The sequence below is a fragment of the Vibrio sp. OPT46 genome, assembly GCF_015163535.1.
Classification (GTDB): Bacteria; Pseudomonadota; Gammaproteobacteria; order Enterobacterales; family Vibrionaceae; genus Vibrio; species Vibrio alginolyticus.
Genome location: NZ_JADDYG010000093.1, coordinates 56242 through 73694 on the forward strand (window position 1 = coordinate 56242; position 17453 = coordinate 73694).

Here is a 17453-nt window from a genome sequence, read left to right on the forward strand (position 1 = left end):
TCAGAGTCAGCGCCAATGCCTTGCTGATGGTCTCTTTGGGAATCTTGCGTTGAAAGGCATAGGTTGCTTCATCGCGACGCAAATAGCTGTAAGTCGCCAAGACTAACACTATAAATGTCACAACTTTAATGCCACTTGCCGTACTCAATGATCCACCGCCGATAAACATCAACACCAGAATGATCGCCGTTGTGGCATCTTCCAACTGATCGATAGCTAAAGTGTTGAACCCTGCCGTTCTTGGCGTCACCGCTTGAAACCACGATGCCCACCATTTCCCTGCTTCGCTCAAAGGGCCAAGCGTGTTGGGGTTATCATATTCAATCAGGTAAATGGCGATAAGTGCCACCACGTTAATGATCACCGTGCCTAAGATCATCATTCGACTGTAAACGGTGAGTCGGTGCCAACGGCGATTGCGTTTTAAGTCAATCCAAACCGAGAAGCCTAAACCACCAATAATGAACAAACTGGTAATGGTGAAGTTAACGACCGGGTCGTCCACGTAAGGCATTAAGCTATCGGCACTCAACGCAAAACCTGCATTGTTAAACGCACTGATGGTGTAGAAGAAACCATGGAACAAACTGGTTTTCCAACCCAGCTCTTCACTCCAATAAACGCTCAAAATAGTGAAACCAATAAGTTCAACGAGCAGAGCGAACATCAATACAGATTTAGCAGTGGCAATGAGTGTCGATGAGTCAGTTTGGTTGAACGCCTCTCTCGCGACGGCTCGCTCCAAAAAGCCAATTTTTCCGCCCAGAGCCAGCAAGGTCACGATGGCAAACGTCATTAAACCTAGGCCACCACATTGAATCAGGAAAGCAATAACCACTTGCCCAAAAGGCGTAAACGCCGTGCCCGTGTCCACCACAACTAATCCCGTCACCGTAATGGCCGATGTCGCAGTAAACAGGCTTTGAATCCAAGTGATGGGCTCTGTGGTGGCAATCGGCAGTTTGAGTAAGACCGTGCCGAGCATGATCAAGCACGCAAAGCTGAGGCTAAGTATTAATGGCGGTGCGCCCAACAATTTTTTGCCCGCTTTGGGTTTTCGCTCGATTGGGATAATAGAGGGATGCCACAAAACCATGTTACACCAACCTTGGAGCGACGTATTTCAGCTCAGCGCGACTACCGCAAAGCAACAGCGTGTCGAACTCATTAAGCACAAACTCATCTTTGATATTGGTGTAGACGGCTTCTTCGCGCTTCACCAATATCGGCTGAATGTTGTAACTACCTCGGCTGATCAACTTAGAAAGCGGTGTATCGTGCAGATTGGATTTAACGTGGATTTCCACCACATACAAACCATGCCCCATTTCCAAATAGTTATTCACCATCGGATAGTTGAGTGCCTGCGCGACTCTTACGCCCATCTCCTCTTCCGGATGAATAATGCGTTGTACACCAAGCTTAGACACGATGGTATGGTGCGCTTTGGTGCTAGCTTTGACCCAAATAGATTTCACACCCAGATTTTTCAGCGCCAGCGTACACAACAAACTGGCTTGCATGTCTTCGCCGATCGCTACCAACACCACATCACTGTTCGCTAACGCTAACTCTCTGAGTGCACCTTCGTCTGTTGCGTCACATATGACCGCTTGCGTTAACTCTTCGACGTATTTTTCGACGATTTTAGGGTCGCTATCCACCCCCGTTACGGTGTGTCCAAGATGAATAAGTTCTAAGCTGGCGGCAACGCCAAATCGCCCTAGACCAATTACTGTAAAGTGAGCCATATCAATACCTAACTGTGTTTTATGTATAGAAAATGCTAATGCGTTAAGGGTTAGACTGGTTTTCCGTCACGGAAAATAGGCAACACGAATCCTGTTCGAGTGCCGATAACCAACACTAAACCTTGGCATTAACGTTGATTAAATTTGGAATTTAGTAGTGCTTGGACGTCTCAAGCACTAAACGATAACCCAGCCCTGGCTCGGTTTTTAATAGCCGCTGTTCGTCAGCACTATCGTTCAGTTTTTTGCGTAGTTGACTCACTAACACGCGTAAGTAGTGAGTGTCTTCGACATGACTTTTTCCCCAAATCACCGCTAGCAAATGAGTTTGCTCAATGAGTTTTCCCGGCTTGAGAATCAACTGTTCAATGAAAGAAAACTCTTTCTTGGTGAGTGGAATTTCCCTCTGATCCAACCAAAATTGGTGAGTACTTTTGATGATTTTGACTCGGCCAGCCACCAGCTCATCAGCGACGGTTTGCTCATCCACCAAATCTCGAACCAGCACTTTGATGCGCGCGATGAGCTCTTTTACGCCAAAAGGCTTGCTCAAGTAATCATTCGCGCCCGCTTCTAAAAGGCGGATTTTTTCCTCTTCTTGATCGCGAGCTGTCAGCACTAGCACTGGCGTTTTATACGTCTGACGAAGCGTAGTGAGAAACTCCGCCCCATCGCCGTCGGGCAAGCCTAAATCTAGCAGAATTACGTGCGGCGAATACGCTTCGAAACACGCTTTGGCTTCTGCAATGGTACTCGCGCCAATGTAATCAAACCCTTCAGCAGACAGCGAAATTCGAATAAAGGTATGAATGCGAGGCTCATCGTCCACAACTAAAACTTTGTAACTCACGCCTGCTCTGCTCCTTGATTGAGTGGAAGTCGAATGCGGATCAGCGTCCCTTCTGATACTGGCATAGATTGAATATATCCATGGTGTGCGGTGATGATACCTTTGGCAACCGCGAGTCCCATTCCGGTGCCTGAATCGGCCGATTTGTTGTTCACACCGGAATAGAAAAGGTTGAATATTTTTTCCGCATCTTCAGCTTTGATGCCAATCCCCATGTCCCGAACATCAATCACGCACGACGAACCCTGCTTAGAAAGTGAAACCTCGACAGATTCATTCTCTGGTGAAAATCGCATGGCATTATCCAGCACATTAAAAATCGCTTGTTCGATGAGCGAACGACTTACTGACAAATAGCCAACGGCATCATCCATATTCATGGATACTTTCTCGGTGTAATTCGGCAAACGAGAAACCGCATCCCGCACAATATTCGCAATAGGCTCATCTTTTTTGGTAATTTTTAATGTGCCGTGTTGGAGCTTAGTCGCCTGTAAGAGGTTCTCTATATATTGATGCAAGCGGTGGCTTTCTGAAGTCGCACTGTCGAGCAATTCTTTGCGCTCTAAGTCATTGAGCTTGGGCATGTACTCGTTGAGTGTGGTCAGTGTTCCAATAATGGTTGCCAACGGCGTGCGTAGGTCATGGGACACCGATAGCAGGATGCTGTTTTGCAGCTTGGTTTGTTTTAATTCTCCCTGCTGGCGACGATAAAGATCCGCAAAGGTGCTGGTGATAAATGCCACCACCATAAACACGACTAAATTAAAAATGTCTTCCGGACGAAACATCTGCAAAGAGTAACGAGGCGTCGTGAAAAAGAAGTTGAAGCTCAACGCTTCGATCACCGCCGCCGCATAAGCGAATCGCGAGTTGCATTGAAACGCCACTACCACGACTGCTAACTGTAAAATCAGCAGGACTGCGGCTGTAGAGCCAAACAGTTGGTCTAACAGCCATGAGACCACAACCGCGCCAACAATCACGGTAGTAGAAAAGAGAAAGGTGTTATCTCGCCATTGAACAAACATAAAATACATCAACCAAAATTCGATGTAGAAAACTTTAGCAAAAGCCCATTCGGAGTTCGCGTAAAAAAAGCGTAAAAAATTCAATAACGACAGTGAGTTATAAACATAATCATCATTAAGTTGGCCTAACTCAATGAATAATCACAAGTTAACGTTGCCCATTAACGCCTACTTACTCGGTATAAACGACAGACACAAAAAAGAGGAGCATTTGCTCCTCTTTCGTGTAGCGTCATATTAGATGACTTGCAGTTGAGCATCACCTTGCTCAGACAAAAAACCGCCGGTTTGATGCTTCCACAACTGAGCGTAAACACCACCCAATTGCAGCAGCTCGTAATGCGAGCCTTGCTCAATGATTTTGCCGTCATCCATTACAATCAAACGATCCATCGCGGCAATCGTTGATAAACGGTGAGCAATCGCAATCACTGTTTTTCCTTCCATCAGAACTTCAAGGTTTTCTTGAATTGCCGATTCTACTTCTGAATCAAGTGCAGACGTTGCTTCATCCATGATCAAAATTGGCGCGTTTTTCAGCAGAACGCGAGCAATCGCCACACGTTGACGCTGACCACCAGACAGCTTCACACCGCGTTCACCCACTTCAACGTCATAACCAACGTTACCTTGCTCGTCTCGTAGAGATTGAATGAAATCATGAGCATGTGCTTTCTCAGCAGCTGCGATAACGGCATCCATTGAAGCATCTGGATCACCGTAAAGAATGTTCTCTTTAATTGAGCGATGTAGCAAAGAGGTGTCTTGCGTGATCATACCGATGTGTTGGCGAAGCGACTCTTGTTCAACTTGAGAAATGTCCTGTCCATCAATACAAATCTTACCGCTATTTACGTCGTAAAAGCGCAGCAACAAGTTGACCAACGTGGATTTACCTGCCCCAGAGCGACCGACAATGCCGACTTTTTCGCCCGGTTTGATAGTCAGATTCAAGTTCTCAAATACTGCCTTCTCATCACTGTAGTTAAAACCTACGTGATCAAAGCAGATCTCACCTTGAGAGATTTGCAAAGGCTTAGCATTTGGTACGTCTTTCACTTCAACATCGTTTGAAATCGTATTAATACCGTCTACTACTGTACCGATGTTTTCAAACAGTGCGCTAACTTCCCACATGATCCACTTCGACATACCTTGTACGCGCAACGCAATACTGATGGCAATCGCAATAGCACCAATTGTTACAGCGTGATCTAGCCATAGATAAACCGAAATGGCACTAATAGACATCAGCAGCAAATAGTTGATGGCATCCACACTAAACAGTAAACAAGTCACCATGCGCATTTGGCGGTAAACCGTCACCAAAAATTGCTTCATGCTGCTTTCTGCGTATTCCAACTCTCGTTGCGAGTGCGCGAATAGCTTTACGGTAGATATGTTGGTGTAAGAATCGACAATGCGCCCAGTCATTACAGAACGAGCATCCGCTTGCTCCGTCGCTACTTGTTTCATTTTAGGGATAAAGTAGAACTGGATAACCGCGTACATTCCTATCCAAATCACAATAGGCAACATTAGCAAACCATCAGCTTCGCCCATCATCCAGAGCATCGAAAGAAAATAAACGCTGATATAAACCAGTACATCCACCAGCTTCATGACCGTTTCTCGTACCGCTAACGCACTTTGCATCACTTTGGTCGCAACTCGGCCTGCAAAGTCACGCTGGAAAAATCCAACCGCTTGTTTTAGCAAGTAACGGTGAATCAACCAACGGATAGACATCGGGTAGTTACCCAATAACGTTTGGTGCATCACCATTGAGTGGACAAAACCGAGAGCTGGCATCACAACCGCCACTAAGAACAGCATCATTAGCATGCGATCACCCTGGTCTTGCCAGAATGTTGCGCGATCTTGATTAGAGAGAATATCGACGAGCTCGCCCATATAACGCAACAGCGTCACCTCAGTAATGGCAATAAGCGCACTGAACACAGCCATAACGAGTAAAGGGGCTTCAAAGCCACGAGTGTAAAAACGACAAAAGCCAAATAGCGTCTTCGGTGGCTTTTCGGTTTCCATCTGGGGAAAGGGTTGGGTCAGCTTTTCAAACCAATTGAACATAACAATGACTTTAGGTACCGCGAATGAATTTGCGAACGTTTTACTATCTTTTGATACAAAAGTCAGTAAAATACCGAAACAAAAGCTCAAATGATAATAATTACAATTAAGCTTAGCGTTAATCATAATTATCGGGAATAGATTTATGCAAAAGAATAACTCACTGACCATCGCTATCCGCAACGCGTTGGTTTGTGCTTTAGCACCTACAGCAGTGGTTGCATTCACAGCACAAGCTCAAGAAGACGTCGTACAAGATGACGTGATTGCCATGGAGACCATAACGGTCACCGCGCAAGCACTTAAAGTAGAAACCCCTGCAGCAGAAACGCCGCGCAGCGTATCTATCATTTCTGAAGATGAACTTCGTGTTCGTGCACCGAAAAAGCTAGATGAAGCATTACGCTACACGTCTGGTGTAACCGCTCAGCCTTATGGCGCAGACAACGACACTGATTGGTTCAAAGTTCGTGGATTTGATGCAGCGACTTACCTAAACGGCAACCGCCTATTCCGCGATGGTTACTACACATGGTTGGTCGAACCTTACGGCCTAGAAAGTGTAGAAGTCGTTAAAGGTCCATCGGCTATTCTGTTTGGTGAATCGGCACCAGGCGGTATCGTGAATGCTGTTCAGAAAAAACCAACGTTTACGCCTCAAGGCGAAGTAAAAGTCGAAGTTGGCAACAACCAACACCAATCCGTAGGTTTTGACATTGCTGACGAAGCAAACGACGCAGGCACTGTGCGCTATCGTTTGGTTGGCTTGATGACAAGCCAAGATGGTGAACTGGACGGCACAAATAACGAGCGTTTCTACCTAGCGCCAAGTGTCGAGTTCGACATTTCTGACCGTACAATGCTGACCGTTTTGGCAACTTACCTTCATGATGACGGTGTACCAACTAACCCATTCTTCCCGGCAGCAGGTACTCTGATTGGTTCTAACTTTGGCAAAATCGATCCTTCGACTAACCTTGGTCAGCCAAACTACGATAAATACGAACGCACGCAGTTTTCTCTAGGTTACTTACTAGAGCACGACATCAATGACACGTGGTCACTCTCGCAAAACCTCAACTACGGTTCGAATGAGTTGTACTTGCGCAGCTCTTACGCGTTCTCAAACAACGATCCAGCGAAAGAAGAGTTAACGCAAGGCATCGTATTCCGTGACGGAAAAAACCAGAGCATCACGTTCGATAACAATGCTGTCGGCAACTGGATGACAGACAACGCAGAGCACACAGTGCTTATCGGTATGGATCTGCAATTCCACAAAACCGATGGCGACGAGCAAGACAACTATGCATTTGGCACTATCAACCCGTGGAACCCAGTTTACGGCAACTTCACCCCTCTTGATCCTGCCAACAACGTGAAACGTGAGATTGAGAAATCTCAAGCAAGTCTCTATTCACAATACCAATTGAAACTGCATGAACAGTGGATTGGTAACATAGGTGCTCGTTACGACTGGGTGAAAACAGAAAACTCTGGCAAGGGCGCTACCGTTGATCAAAGTGAATCTCGTGATGATGGTCAGCTCTCTCTAAGTGCGGGTGTGATGTACCTTGCAAACAATGGCCTGTCACCTTACGCAAACTACTCTCAGTCGTTTGAAGTGATCAGCACTATTGATGCGGCAACCAATGAACTTTACAAACCGCTGGAAGGCGAGCAAGTAGAAGTGGGTGTAAAGTATGAGCCAAGCTTTATGGATGGCTTTATCAACCTTGCATGGTTCGACATCACGCAAAAGAACGCGTTGGTCACTAACCCATCAACATGGATTGCGACACAAACAGGTGAAGTGACATCTCAAGGTATTGAGCTAGAAAGCACGGCGCAGCTAACCGACGATCTAAAACTGATGGCAAGCTACACCTACACTAAAGCGAAAACAGATGAGAGCTTTGGCCAAGGTAAAAAACAAGCCGCACTTATTCCTGAGCATCAAGCGTCTGCATGGGTAGACTACAGCGCCTACAGCCTGATTCCAGGCCTCAATATCGGTACTGGTGTGCGCTACGTAGGTGAGTCAAAAGATAACCCTAAGAGCTCGAACCTAACGGTTCCTTCTGTCACTCTTTGGGATGCGTCAGTCACTTACGACATCACTTCACAGTGGCAAGCACAGCTAAACGTGAACAACATCCTAGATAAAGAGTTTGTTTCAGGTTGCGATTACTGGTGTTACTACGGCCAGTCTCGCTCTGTTATGCTAAACGCAAACTACCGCTGGTAATTGTACTTCTACTCCCCTCTATTGAGGGGAGTTTTCTCCTAAGAGCCATCCATGTTTCAACTGTCTAATATTGAGATCGTGCGAGGTGGACGTCAGATCCTCGGCATCGAACAACTTAACATCCCAACAAATGAGCTAACGGTCGTTTTAGGCCATAACGGTTCAGGTAAGTCGACACTGGTGAACCTGCTTTCTGGTCAAATGCCACCAGATAAAGGCACGGTAACACTAAACGATACTTCCCTTTCATCACTCAAAACCAAAGAGTTGGCAAAACAGATCGCCTATTTGCCACAAAAGCTGCCCTCTTCGGCTGGTTTAACGGTAGAAGAGCTAGTGCGCTTAGGTCGCTTTCCGTGGCGTGGGGCACTTGGTCGTTGGAAAGCTGAAGACAAACAGATCATCACGCAGGCTATGGAACGAACAGGGGTTACACCTTTTGCTCAAGCTTTGGCGGATGACTTATCGGGCGGCGAGCGCCAACGTGCTTGGGTGTCTATGCTACTGGCTCAACAATCGCCAATTTTAATTCTCGATGAGCCAACCTCGGCGCTCGATGTTCACCATCAGTTTCAACTAATGGCGCTGCTGGCAGAACTGAATCGAACCGAGAATGTAGGCATTATCGTGATCCTGCACGATCTGAACTTAGCACTGCGCTACGCCACCCACATTGTTGCGCTCAAAAAAGGTAAGATTGCCTTTGAAGGCAACGCCGACATGTTGTTAGACGAGGCACGCCTTTCTAAACTATATGAGTCACCAATTAAGCTGATTGAACACCCAAGCCCGGCTAACACATTAGCGAGCCAAAAGGTGGCTGTTGTATGCGCATAATAGCTCGTTTACTTACTGTGGTTACACAATCTGCTTTTCTCCTCGCATTTTTTATGACCAATGCACATGCAGTCATCACCGTTACCGATGAATATGGCGAGCATAGTTTTGAGCAAGCGCCTCAACGCGTTGTAGCCTTAAACTGGGACATCTTAGAACAAGTTTTGGCGCTAAACGTAGAACCAATCGCAGCCCCAAATTTACCAGGCTACCGCCAATGGGTCGTCAATCCAACTGCACCAGAGTCAATTGAAGATATTGGAACCCGAGCAGAACCCAACTTAGAAAAAATAGCCAGTTTGAAACCAGATGTCATCCTTGCTGCATCTCCACAGCAAGACTTGATTCCGTTACTCAAACAAATTGCTCCGGTAATCTATTTACCTAATTTTTCTGAAAATGAGGCCGCAGCTGAAACGGCCATTCGTCACTTTCGTACGCTCAGCAAGCTATTCAATAAAGAGGCACTTGCTGAACAGAAACTGGCAGAATTAGATGCTTCATTTGCGCAGATGCGCCAGCGAATTCGCCACTATTACTCTGCTCCACTCAGCGTTCTTGTGATGCGATTTTCAACTCCGAATACTGTATTACTTGCAACCGAAAACTCCACCACTGACTACGTGGTTAGAAAACTGGGATTACAGGCTCCAATTAAAGAGGACCCACGAGCGTGGGGAGTAAAGCAAGATCGAATCAATCGGCTTCAGGGCCTTCAAAACAGCTACGTTCTCTACGTACAACCTTTCCCAGAAGAACGAAAACTGAAAGAGTCGCCACTTTGGCAAGCGATGCCGTTTGTGAAACAGCAGCGGGTAAATTCAGTCAGAGCAGTGTGGGCGTATGGCGGTGCCATGTCTTTGCAATACACCGCTGAAGCGATTACCGACAGTCTAATAGAGTTGGCACCAGAACAATGAGAACGAAACATTATATTGGTTATCTGGCGCTGATTACGTTACTTAGCGTCTTTAGCCTACAAATTGATACTAATTTATCACTTTTCGAACAATGGCAATTATTAACAAAACCAGAGGTAGCAACCGAGTTTCGTGACGTATTCTTTACGCAAGCGCAACTTCCTAGGTTAAGTATGACCCTGCTTGTTGGTGCCATGCTTGGTCTCACCGGCAGCTTAATGCAGCAATTAACGCAGAATAACCTCACCTCGCCGTTGACTCTTGGCACCTCTTCTGGTGCTTGGCTTGCATTAGTCGTGGTAAACATTTGGTTCGTCGATTGGGTAGCCGATTACTCTGCATTAGCCGCAATGGTGGGGGCTTTAGTGGCGTTTGGCCTGATCGTATCAATTGCAGGCGTGCGTAATATGACAGGTTTGCCGCTGGTCGTTTCGGGGATGGTGATCAATATCTTGCTTGGTTCTATCGCCACAGCCATTATTATTTTAAATGCCCAGTTCGCACAGAATATTTTTATGTGGGGAGCCGGAGACCTTTCTCAATACAGCTGGGATTGGTTTGAGTGGTTATTGCCTCGCTGCGCTATCGCAATCGTAATTTTGATCGTCGCACCACGTATTCTGACCTTAATGAAACTAGGACAAGAAGGCGCAGCAGCCCGAGGCTTAGCGGTATTACCCGCGTTTGGTGCGTTAATGGTGATGGGTATTTGGCTGGTATCTGCCTCAATCACCGCAGTTGGCATTATCAGCTTCATCGGATTACTGACACCCAATATTGCCAGAGCGATGGGGGCAAGAACACCGCGCGACGAATTGATCAGCAGCATGCTTTTGGGCGCAATGCTACTAATCATCACAGACTCTGCCGCTATCTCGCTGAGCTTATGGTTAGAGGAAACCATTCCTAGCGGCGTAGCGGCTGCAGCTATTGGCGCTCCCGCTTTAATTTGGTTTACTCGTAAAAAGCTGACGGCAACCGATCAACTTAACCTTTCAATGAGCCAAGGAAAAACGGCGCTTTCTAAACGCGCGGTATGCAGCATTGCGCTATTCAGTCTGGTTGGGATTCTAGCTTACTCATTCGTTACCCATGGTATAAACGGAATTCAATGGTCTGTGCCAGGTGAGTTCCAATGGCAATTGCGTTGGCCGCGAATGTTAACCGCACTTTCTGTCGGTATTGCGCTATCCGTTGCCGGAATCATTTTGCAACGCATTGTTTATAACCCTCTGGCAAGTCCCGATATTCTCGGTGTGTCTTCCGGAGCCACGTTTGCCATTATTACGACAGGAGTCATCGCTGGGTCGCTTCTCTCCGCATTTAGCTGGGGTATCGCTTTTTTCGGAAGTATGTCCGTATTGATGTTATTGCTGATTATCGGTAAACGAAGCCATTTTAATCCATCTAACTTCGTGTTGTCCGGCATCGCACTAACGGCACTACTAGAAGCTCTTGTTCAATTTTCGCTAGCTCAAGGTTCTGGTGACAGTTACAAAATTTTATTGTGGTTAACTGGTTCAATTTATCGAGTCACAGCCGACACCGCACTGATGTTATGTTTGGCCATAATAGTTCTGCTTGCCGCTGTATTCTCGATTTCTCGTTGGCTAACACTAATTTCCATCGGGCGACAATTCTCAAATGCACGAGGGCTTAACCCTACCGTAGCCAATACGCTTATGCTCACCATCGTTGCTTTGTTATGCGCCTTTTCTACCGCTACAGTTGGTCCAATATCTTTTGTTGGCTTGGTCGCTCCCCATATGGCGATGATGTTAGGAGCAAGAAAAGTGAAAGAGCAACTGTGTGTCGGTGCCTTAATTGGCGCAACCCTAATGTTGTGGGCAGATTGGCTAGGACAAATCGCTATTTATCCAAGTCAGGTCGCAGCTGGCACGTTGGTCGCTATTATAGGCAGCACTTACTTCCTATTTTTAATGCTGAAGAGTAAGTTCAGCTAAGTTGGGAATATTGTTACAGCCTAAAAATACGCTAAGAAAAACAAACCCCGCTATTTTGATAGCGGGGTTTGAAATTAAAGGCGAAGTACGATGCTCTATTCTTCTCGCACTACAGGAAAACGTTGCTCATAAAGTTCCATAAAGTCCTTACGAATTAAGTGCTCTAAGTGGTTCGCTTTATCGGTTGGGCAGAAAATCATCACGTGCAGAATTTGTTCACCATTAATGTTGCTAGAAATATGCATATGTGGCTCAGAACCAGGAAGGTCAACACCGGCATGTTTTTCAATCATCGCATTGTAACGATGTGCAACATCAGCAAAGTAACTGCAATGTTCTTCAATTTTATCAGTTAAAATCGGTAACAGTGGATACAAATTGACGAAGTCTTTCACCACTACAGAAAAGTTGTGGTAAACGTACCGCTTCATGAAGTTGAGGTTCTTTACTGGATAGGTAAAGAACATACTATTAGGCAATGTCGCTGTTTTGCCGGTGTAATGATATTGCCCGTGATGCAGGTCGATCTCTTGAATCACCGTCGCCATCATATTGTGCTCAATCACTTCACCACACAACTTTCCGACCTCAATCCAGTCTCCAACGCGAAAAGAACGCGAACTTGCTCTTTGAATCGAACCCGTAAAACACAAAATGATTTCTTTGGATGCCACTACAATGGCAACGGCAATCGCCGTTACACTCAGAGCAAACTCGTTAATTTCTGATTGCCATAAAATAAATAAAATCAGTAATGTAACAGCAAAGGTGCCATTTTTAGTTCTGGACATCCAACTACGCTGATCTTCTGAGAGAAAAGCGTGATCACCACGAATCATCGATAAAATTGCACGACGAATTAACCACATAATCGCAAAGATCAGTGCGGTAAAAATCAATTTATGAGTGAGAAGAAAATCGACAACTAACTGCACTTTCTCCATTCCACGGCTCCCTCGAATAAAAATACGGCCCAGTAACAGCTAACGATAACAAATTATTTTGTCTGTTGTCCGTGCTCACTCAAGTCTTTTTGAAATTACTCCTCTCTGAAGGCGCGATTCATGCTTTCTGTAATTGGCTTTATTAGGTAGCTCAATGGCGTTCGTGGCTCAGATAAAATAAGCACTTCGGCATTCATGCCTGAGGTTAAACGATGTTTTGTCACATCTTCCGGTGAAATTGCAATTCTAGCGAGATAAAAATCTTCTTGGTTTTCTTGCGAGAGCTTATCGGCAGAAATCGTCAGCACAGTACCGTCTAAAGGTGCCAACGTCCGTGCATTCAGAGCGGTCAGACGAACATGCGCTTGCTGGCCTGGATTCACTAAATCAATATCCTGAGGATTAACACGAGCCTCGACTAACAACTTATCGTCTTGCGGGACCAGTTCTAGTAACGTTTCACCCGAGCCAATCACACCTTTTTCGGTAAACACTTGCATGTTGACTACGCGACCAGAAATAGGTGCGTTGATCGTTGTTCTTGCGACAATATCTTGAGCGGAGCGATATTCTTCCCGAATTGCGACAATTTCCGTTTTGGTATTTCGTAGTTCCTCGACAATCTCATTCAGCCTTTCAAGCTTCAACTCTTCAATTTGCGCTAGGTTCTCATCTAACCTTTTTCTAACGGTGAGCGACTGCCTATCTAACTGGCTTAAGGTACTTCTCACCTCCGCTGCTAAGCGCTTGAGTTGAAGTAAAGTAGATTTTCCCGAGAAACCTTTTTGCACCAAGGCTTGGTTGCTGTCTATTTCTTCAGCAATAAAGTTGAGCCGTTCCGTCTCAATCACTTTGGTTTGCTGAAGGTTTTCAAGCTCTAAATTTGCTCCAGAAATACTCTGCTCAATGATACTCAGTTTACTATCAAAGAATCGCTTTCTCGCTTCAAAGATCTTGTTTTGAACCAGTTGTGCTTCTTGTACGATATCGACACGGGGAATGCTTTCAAGATCATCAGACCATACAATCGTTGGAAGCTCATCAAGCTCCGCACTTAAACGGTTTTCCTTTGCTAGAGTATGGATAAAACGACCACTTAACGAGTCCAACTTAGCCATAGCTTGACGCTTAGAAAGTTGAATTAATAACTGACCTTTTTCGACTAAATCCCCTTCCTGTACATATAGCTTTTCAATAATACCGCCTTCTAAATGCTGAATTTCTTGTCGCTTAGTGAGAACTGACAAATCACCATAAGCAATCGCTGCACTTTCTAATTTGGCTGTTGCAGCCCAGTAGCCAAGGCCTCCAAGAAAAACACTTAAGGTCACCACACCGAGTAAAATTGGTTTTCGAAAGTTTAGTCTCGCTTTGGGGCTAAAACGATATACGATCTCGGTAGAACTCTGATTAACGGTTGGCAGTTGATTGCTCATTTCTTACCCTTGGGATATCTGTTCTTTCTTCGCCCATCAAACGTTTTAATACTTCATCTTTAGCGCCGTATAACTTGACTCGGCCGTCAGCCAAATACAAGAGCCTATCCATTTGTCGTAACGTGCTCGGATTGTGAGCAATGACGATAATCGTTGTACTCTGTGCTTTTAAATGGGCAATCAAACGTTGATACGCAGCCTCTCCCTCACCATCGAGGTTGGCATTCGCTTCATCGAAAATCACAATAGAAGGGTCGCCATAAACGGCTCTTGCAAGAGCGATTCTCTGCCTTTCCCCCCCAGATAAACCACGGCCATTTTCACCAATAATGCAATCATAGCCTTTGTTTTTCTTGAGTATTAATTCATGACATCCTGCTAGTTGAGCCGCCTTGATGACTTTAGCGGGGTCTTCTTCTTTAAAGCGCGCGATGTTCTCTCGAATTGTGCCAGGAAATAACTCCACCTCTTGAGCGAGATACCCAAAATGCACGCCGCGATCTTCAGATGCCCATACGGAGACTTCCATTCCATCAAGAGTCACTTTACCCGCTAATGGCTTAACCGTACCTAATAACAGCCGAGCAAACGTCGATTTACCCGTACCAGAAGGGCCAATCACCCCAACAGCAACACCCGGAGGAATCGATAAGCTGAGCGATGAGAGCACTGGTTCGGTTGCTCCAGGATGGCGATAGGCCAGTCCGGTAAGCTCATAGTGTCCTTTTGGTTTAGGCAGTGGCATATCTGATTCATCTTGGCGCACGATCGCATCGATTTCTTTCAACCTTTTATAGGCGCCTTTAGCAGACATCGCGCTTCGCCACGTGCCTATCGCCTGCTCCATCGGCGATAATGCCCGACTCATTAATATGGAGCTCGCGATCATCGCCCCTGCCGTTATCTCATGTTGGATAACTAACCATGCACCACCTCCCAGTAAAAATATCTGTAATGAGCCACGCACAAACTTAGAAAAGTTAGCCATGTAGATAGACTTACCTGCAACTCGCTCTTCAAGCACATTCACTTCGCTCACGCGCGACTGCCACTTCTCTAAAAATGCATTCATCATCCCCATTGCGAGAATTGAATTGGAGTTTTGCGTGGCTAATTCTGCGTTGTTGATATGAGAAATCGCTCTGACTTCGCTCTCTTGCATTGTTTTACGCGTCATTAGCTCATTAAGCAGACCTAGGCTAAACAATACGATAGATCCAAGTAACGCGATGTGACCTAGTATCGGGTGCAATAAATACACAAATAAAATAAATAGCGGTGTCCAGGGCGCATCCAACAGTGGATAAGGTGCTTGACTGCTCAAAAAGCTTTTGATGTTCTGAATGTCTCTCAGAGTTTGCGAGGTATAACTCTTCCCAGTATGTGATTGATATTGAATCGTGCGCTTGAGCATGAAAGCGGAGAGTTTTGTGTCCATCCAATAACCAAAAGATTTACTCATTTGTGCTCGTGCAATGTCGATGATGGACATGGTTAACAGCGCGACAATTACGATGACAGTGAGCAAGAATAAAGTATCGGTTGAGTAGGAGGATATAACTCGGTTGTACACTTGAAGCATGTACAACGGAATCGAGAGAACCAATAAGTTGATAAAAAGGCTAAAAACGATCAGCAAGCCCGCAAGCGTGCATAGTTTTTGTTTCACTTCTTTGAAAACCGTTTTTTGCACGACTACTTCCGTTTAACGTGAAAATTGTAGGCGCCAGAAATACTAGCGCCTAGCTTAAGGTAACCTCAAATCGCTCTAGAGTGTCCGATTAGTTCACCTCAGCATGGCAGAGCCACGCAAACTAATTCCCATCCAGAGTTATTTTCAGTCGTTTAGATTACGAACAGATCTGCACCATAGGTGTTGATGTCAGTTTCAGTCACGCCAATAAGTTTCACTGTTAGATCAGCCCCATCGGTAAACACTGCATTCCCAACTGCATCGTAGCTAAAGCTTAAATCACCAAAGTCAGTGACAGAGTCGCTAATGATGTGCAAAGAGTCTTCACCAATGGTGAAATCAACAACTTTGGCTTCGCCATGGCCACCAAACTTATCCGTGAACACAAACTTATCGCCATTGCTGCCGCCAACTAAAACGTTGTCACCAGAACCAGCAACAAGAATATCTTCACCGACACCACCATTTAATTTATTGTCACCCAACAAACCCAACAGCAAGTCATTACCGGTACCACCGCCGAGGTAGTCGTTTCCTGTACCAGCCCTAAGGATGTCATCTCCAGCACCACCAGTTAGGCGATCGTCGCCGTCGCCGCCGATCACATAATCATTACCGCCACCGCCAACAAACGAGTCATTACCACCAAAACCGATAAACAAATCATCGCCGCCATCGAAATCAGCAAATTGGTTATTTACACCTGCATCGCCTAAATACGTGTCATTGTCACTTGCGCTCATTTTTATTCCCTCTTAGCTTATTAATTGAATAGACCTTCTGTTCCACGTCTGACTAGATTCGTCACGACATGAGAAGTCTAATAGTCAACTGAATAGGAATAAGTTTGAATATGGGATGATATTTCAGACTGACATTTTAATAATAAATATAAAATTTAGTACTTTATAGAGTATTTTCTTTTTATTACAGCAAGTTAATACTAGTACTACAGGTTTCTCTTAGCCCAACTTGTAGCTTGCGTACGGTTCTTTACTTCTAACTTTCTAAAAATATTGTATAGATGTGATTTAATAGTATGCTCGCTGATAAATAAAGAATCAGCGATTTCCATATTTGAACCACCTTCTTTCAACATTTTTAAAACCTGAACTTCACGCCGAGTAAGCTCAACCTCAATAGCAGGTTCGATAATGCTATTTACTTCTCTGCCTCGATAATAATTTACTAGCTGATCAAGTAATCTTCGAGACAGCCAATTATCCCCTTTTATTATTGCTTTTAATCCCTGACAAACCTTGTCCATTGAATCTCCTGGACCAAATATACCTTTTACATGAGGCCAAGAAGCGAGTTCTTCTGTGTCTAAGTCATAACCTAGATTAAGCATTATGGTTCCTAGCACTTTATTACTATCTTTTAAATAAACTAAAGTTTCGGAAGGAATCTCAACTGAAAAATCAACAAGCAAAAAGTAGCGTTCCGGAATGAGTTCATGATAACTAGGGTTTTTAGTATCAATGATCGTTATTTTAGTTTCTGTATTTTTAGAAAGCATTTCCTTAAAGTTTTCACTCTGTAAACTTTGTTGAGTGAGCATTAGGATTTCAGGCTTTTCCATATACTGTTCCATAATGTTTCTCATACTTTCAGTGACTTAACATTCTTAAATTAGTAGTTAATCGTCAGCACTTAGTTTGATATGTAAGTGCTAGTTCACAGAGTAA

General features: G+C 45.0%; 14 protein-coding genes. 4 read left to right on the plus strand and 10 right to left on the minus strand.

All coding sequences use genetic code 11. From position 1 onward, the window contains the following. The 5 genes from IQR33_RS04480 to IQR33_RS04500 all read right to left on the minus strand — a co-directional run. A partial coding sequence (locus tag IQR33_RS04480; protein ID WP_228013759.1) for a TrkH family potassium uptake protein occupies positions 1 to 1096 on the minus strand: 1096 nt, incomplete at its 3' end. A 1-nt stretch (position 1097) separates the two neighbouring features. After that, entirely contained in the window at positions 1098 to 1751 is a 654-nt protein-coding gene (locus tag IQR33_RS04485) for a potassium channel family protein (protein WP_069545947.1), read from the minus strand. 151 nt (positions 1752 to 1902) lie between these two features. After that, positions 1903 to 2601: a response regulator transcription factor gene (locus IQR33_RS04490; RefSeq protein WP_054576620.1), complete on the minus strand. Its 699-nt coding sequence runs from the start codon at positions 2599 to 2601 to the stop codon at positions 1903 to 1905. Beyond that, entirely contained in the window at positions 2598 to 3632 is a 1035-nt protein-coding gene (locus IQR33_RS04495) for a DUF4118 domain-containing protein (RefSeq protein ID WP_054576626.1), read from the minus strand. The genes IQR33_RS04490 and IQR33_RS04495 overlap by 4 nt, the downstream gene beginning before the upstream one ends. A gap of 237 nt (positions 3633 to 3869) precedes the next feature. Beyond that, positions 3870 to 5723: an ABC transporter ATP-binding protein gene (locus IQR33_RS04500; protein ID WP_042521744.1), complete on the minus strand. Its 1854-nt coding sequence runs from the start codon at positions 5721 to 5723 to the stop codon at positions 3870 to 3872. Positions 5724 to 5868: 145 nt separating this feature from the next. Here IQR33_RS04500 and IQR33_RS04505 point away from each other — a divergent pair, with 145 nt between their 5' ends. From IQR33_RS04505 to fhuB, 4 genes are read left to right on the plus strand one after another with little or no spacing between them, the layout of a single operon-like run. Further along, the gene (locus IQR33_RS04505) at positions 5869 to 7971 is read left to right on the plus strand and encodes a TonB-dependent siderophore receptor (protein WP_025768541.1); all 2103 of its coding nucleotides are present in this window, start codon (positions 5869 to 5871) and stop codon (positions 7969 to 7971) included. 51 nt (positions 7972 to 8022) lie between these two features. Next, a complete protein-coding gene (locus tag IQR33_RS04510) occupies positions 8023 to 8808 on the plus strand; it encodes an ABC transporter ATP-binding protein (protein WP_017635311.1) in 786 nt (261 codons plus the stop codon). After that, entirely contained in the window at positions 8799 to 9728 is a 930-nt protein-coding gene (locus IQR33_RS04515; protein ID WP_054574938.1) for an iron-siderophore ABC transporter substrate-binding protein, read from the plus strand. The genes IQR33_RS04510 and IQR33_RS04515 overlap by 10 nt, the downstream gene beginning before the upstream one ends. Next, positions 9725 to 11692 carry a Fe(3+)-hydroxamate ABC transporter permease FhuB gene (gene fhuB / locus IQR33_RS04520; protein WP_047103935.1) on the plus strand — a complete coding sequence of 656 codons (1968 nt, stop codon included), beginning with the start codon at positions 9725 to 9727 and terminating at the stop codon, positions 11690 to 11692. Before IQR33_RS04515 ends, fhuB begins: the two co-directional genes overlap by 4 nt. A gap of 95 nt (positions 11693 to 11787) precedes the next feature. Here the strand turns inward: fhuB and IQR33_RS04525 are convergent, their stop codons facing one another. From IQR33_RS04525 to IQR33_RS04545, 5 genes are all read right to left on the minus strand, one after another. Next, positions 11788 to 12636, minus strand: coding sequence for a mechanosensitive ion channel family protein (locus IQR33_RS04525; protein WP_005375171.1), 849 nt, complete (start codon positions 12634 to 12636; stop codon positions 11788 to 11790). A gap of 95 nt (positions 12637 to 12731) precedes the next feature. Then, positions 12732 to 14072 (minus strand): HlyD family type I secretion periplasmic adaptor subunit, encoded by a 1341-nt coding sequence (locus tag IQR33_RS04530; RefSeq protein ID WP_005375170.1) that lies wholly within the window; start codon positions 14070 to 14072, stop codon positions 12732 to 12734. Next, positions 14047 to 15765 carry a type I secretion system permease/ATPase gene (locus IQR33_RS04535; protein ID WP_042521608.1) on the minus strand — a complete coding sequence of 573 codons (1719 nt, stop codon included), beginning with the start codon at positions 15763 to 15765 and terminating at the stop codon, positions 14047 to 14049. Before IQR33_RS04535 ends, IQR33_RS04530 begins: the two co-directional genes overlap by 26 nt. Positions 15766 to 15917: 152 nt before the next feature. Beyond that, positions 15918 to 16508: a calcium-binding protein gene (locus tag IQR33_RS04540; RefSeq protein ID WP_005375168.1), complete on the minus strand. Its 591-nt coding sequence runs from the start codon at positions 16506 to 16508 to the stop codon at positions 15918 to 15920. Between the two features lie 206 nt (positions 16509 to 16714). Continuing rightward, entirely contained in the window at positions 16715 to 17371 is a 657-nt protein-coding gene (locus IQR33_RS04545; RefSeq protein ID WP_031777174.1) for a LuxR C-terminal-related transcriptional regulator, read from the minus strand. Positions 17372 to 17453: the final 82 nt, after the last annotated feature.

Coding starts and splice junctions, on each gene's coding strand:
- IQR33_RS04485 (WP_069545947.1), bottom strand. CDS start 1,751: ATGGCTCACTTTACAGTAATTGGTCTAGGGCGATTTGGCGTTGCCGCC.
- IQR33_RS04495 (WP_054576626.1), bottom strand. CDS start 3,632: ATGTTTGTTCAATGGCGAGATAACACCTTTCTCTTTTCTACTACCGTG.
- IQR33_RS04500 (WP_042521744.1), bottom strand. CDS start 5,723: ATGTTCAATTGGTTTGAAAAGCTGACCCAACCCTTTCCCCAGATGGAA.
- IQR33_RS04505 (WP_025768541.1), top strand. CDS start 5,869: ATGCAAAAGAATAACTCACTGACCATCGCTATCCGCAACGCGTTGGTT.
- IQR33_RS04510 (WP_017635311.1), top strand. CDS start 8,023: ATGTTTCAACTGTCTAATATTGAGATCGTGCGAGGTGGACGTCAGATC.
- IQR33_RS04515 (WP_054574938.1), top strand. CDS start 8,799: ATGCGCATAATAGCTCGTTTACTTACTGTGGTTACACAATCTGCTTTT.
- fhuB (WP_047103935.1), top strand. CDS start 9,725: ATGAGAACGAAACATTATATTGGTTATCTGGCGCTGATTACGTTACTT.
- IQR33_RS04525 (WP_005375171.1), bottom strand. CDS start 12,636: ATGGAGAAAGTGCAGTTAGTTGTCGATTTTCTTCTCACTCATAAATTG.
- IQR33_RS04530 (WP_005375170.1), bottom strand. CDS start 14,072: ATGAGCAATCAACTGCCAACCGTTAATCAGAGTTCTACCGAGATCGTA.
- IQR33_RS04540 (WP_005375168.1), bottom strand. CDS start 16,508: ATGAGCGCAAGTGACAATGACACGTATTTAGGCGATGCAGGTGTAAAT.
- IQR33_RS04545 (WP_031777174.1), bottom strand. CDS start 17,371: ATGAGAAACATTATGGAACAGTATATGGAAAAGCCTGAAATCCTAATG.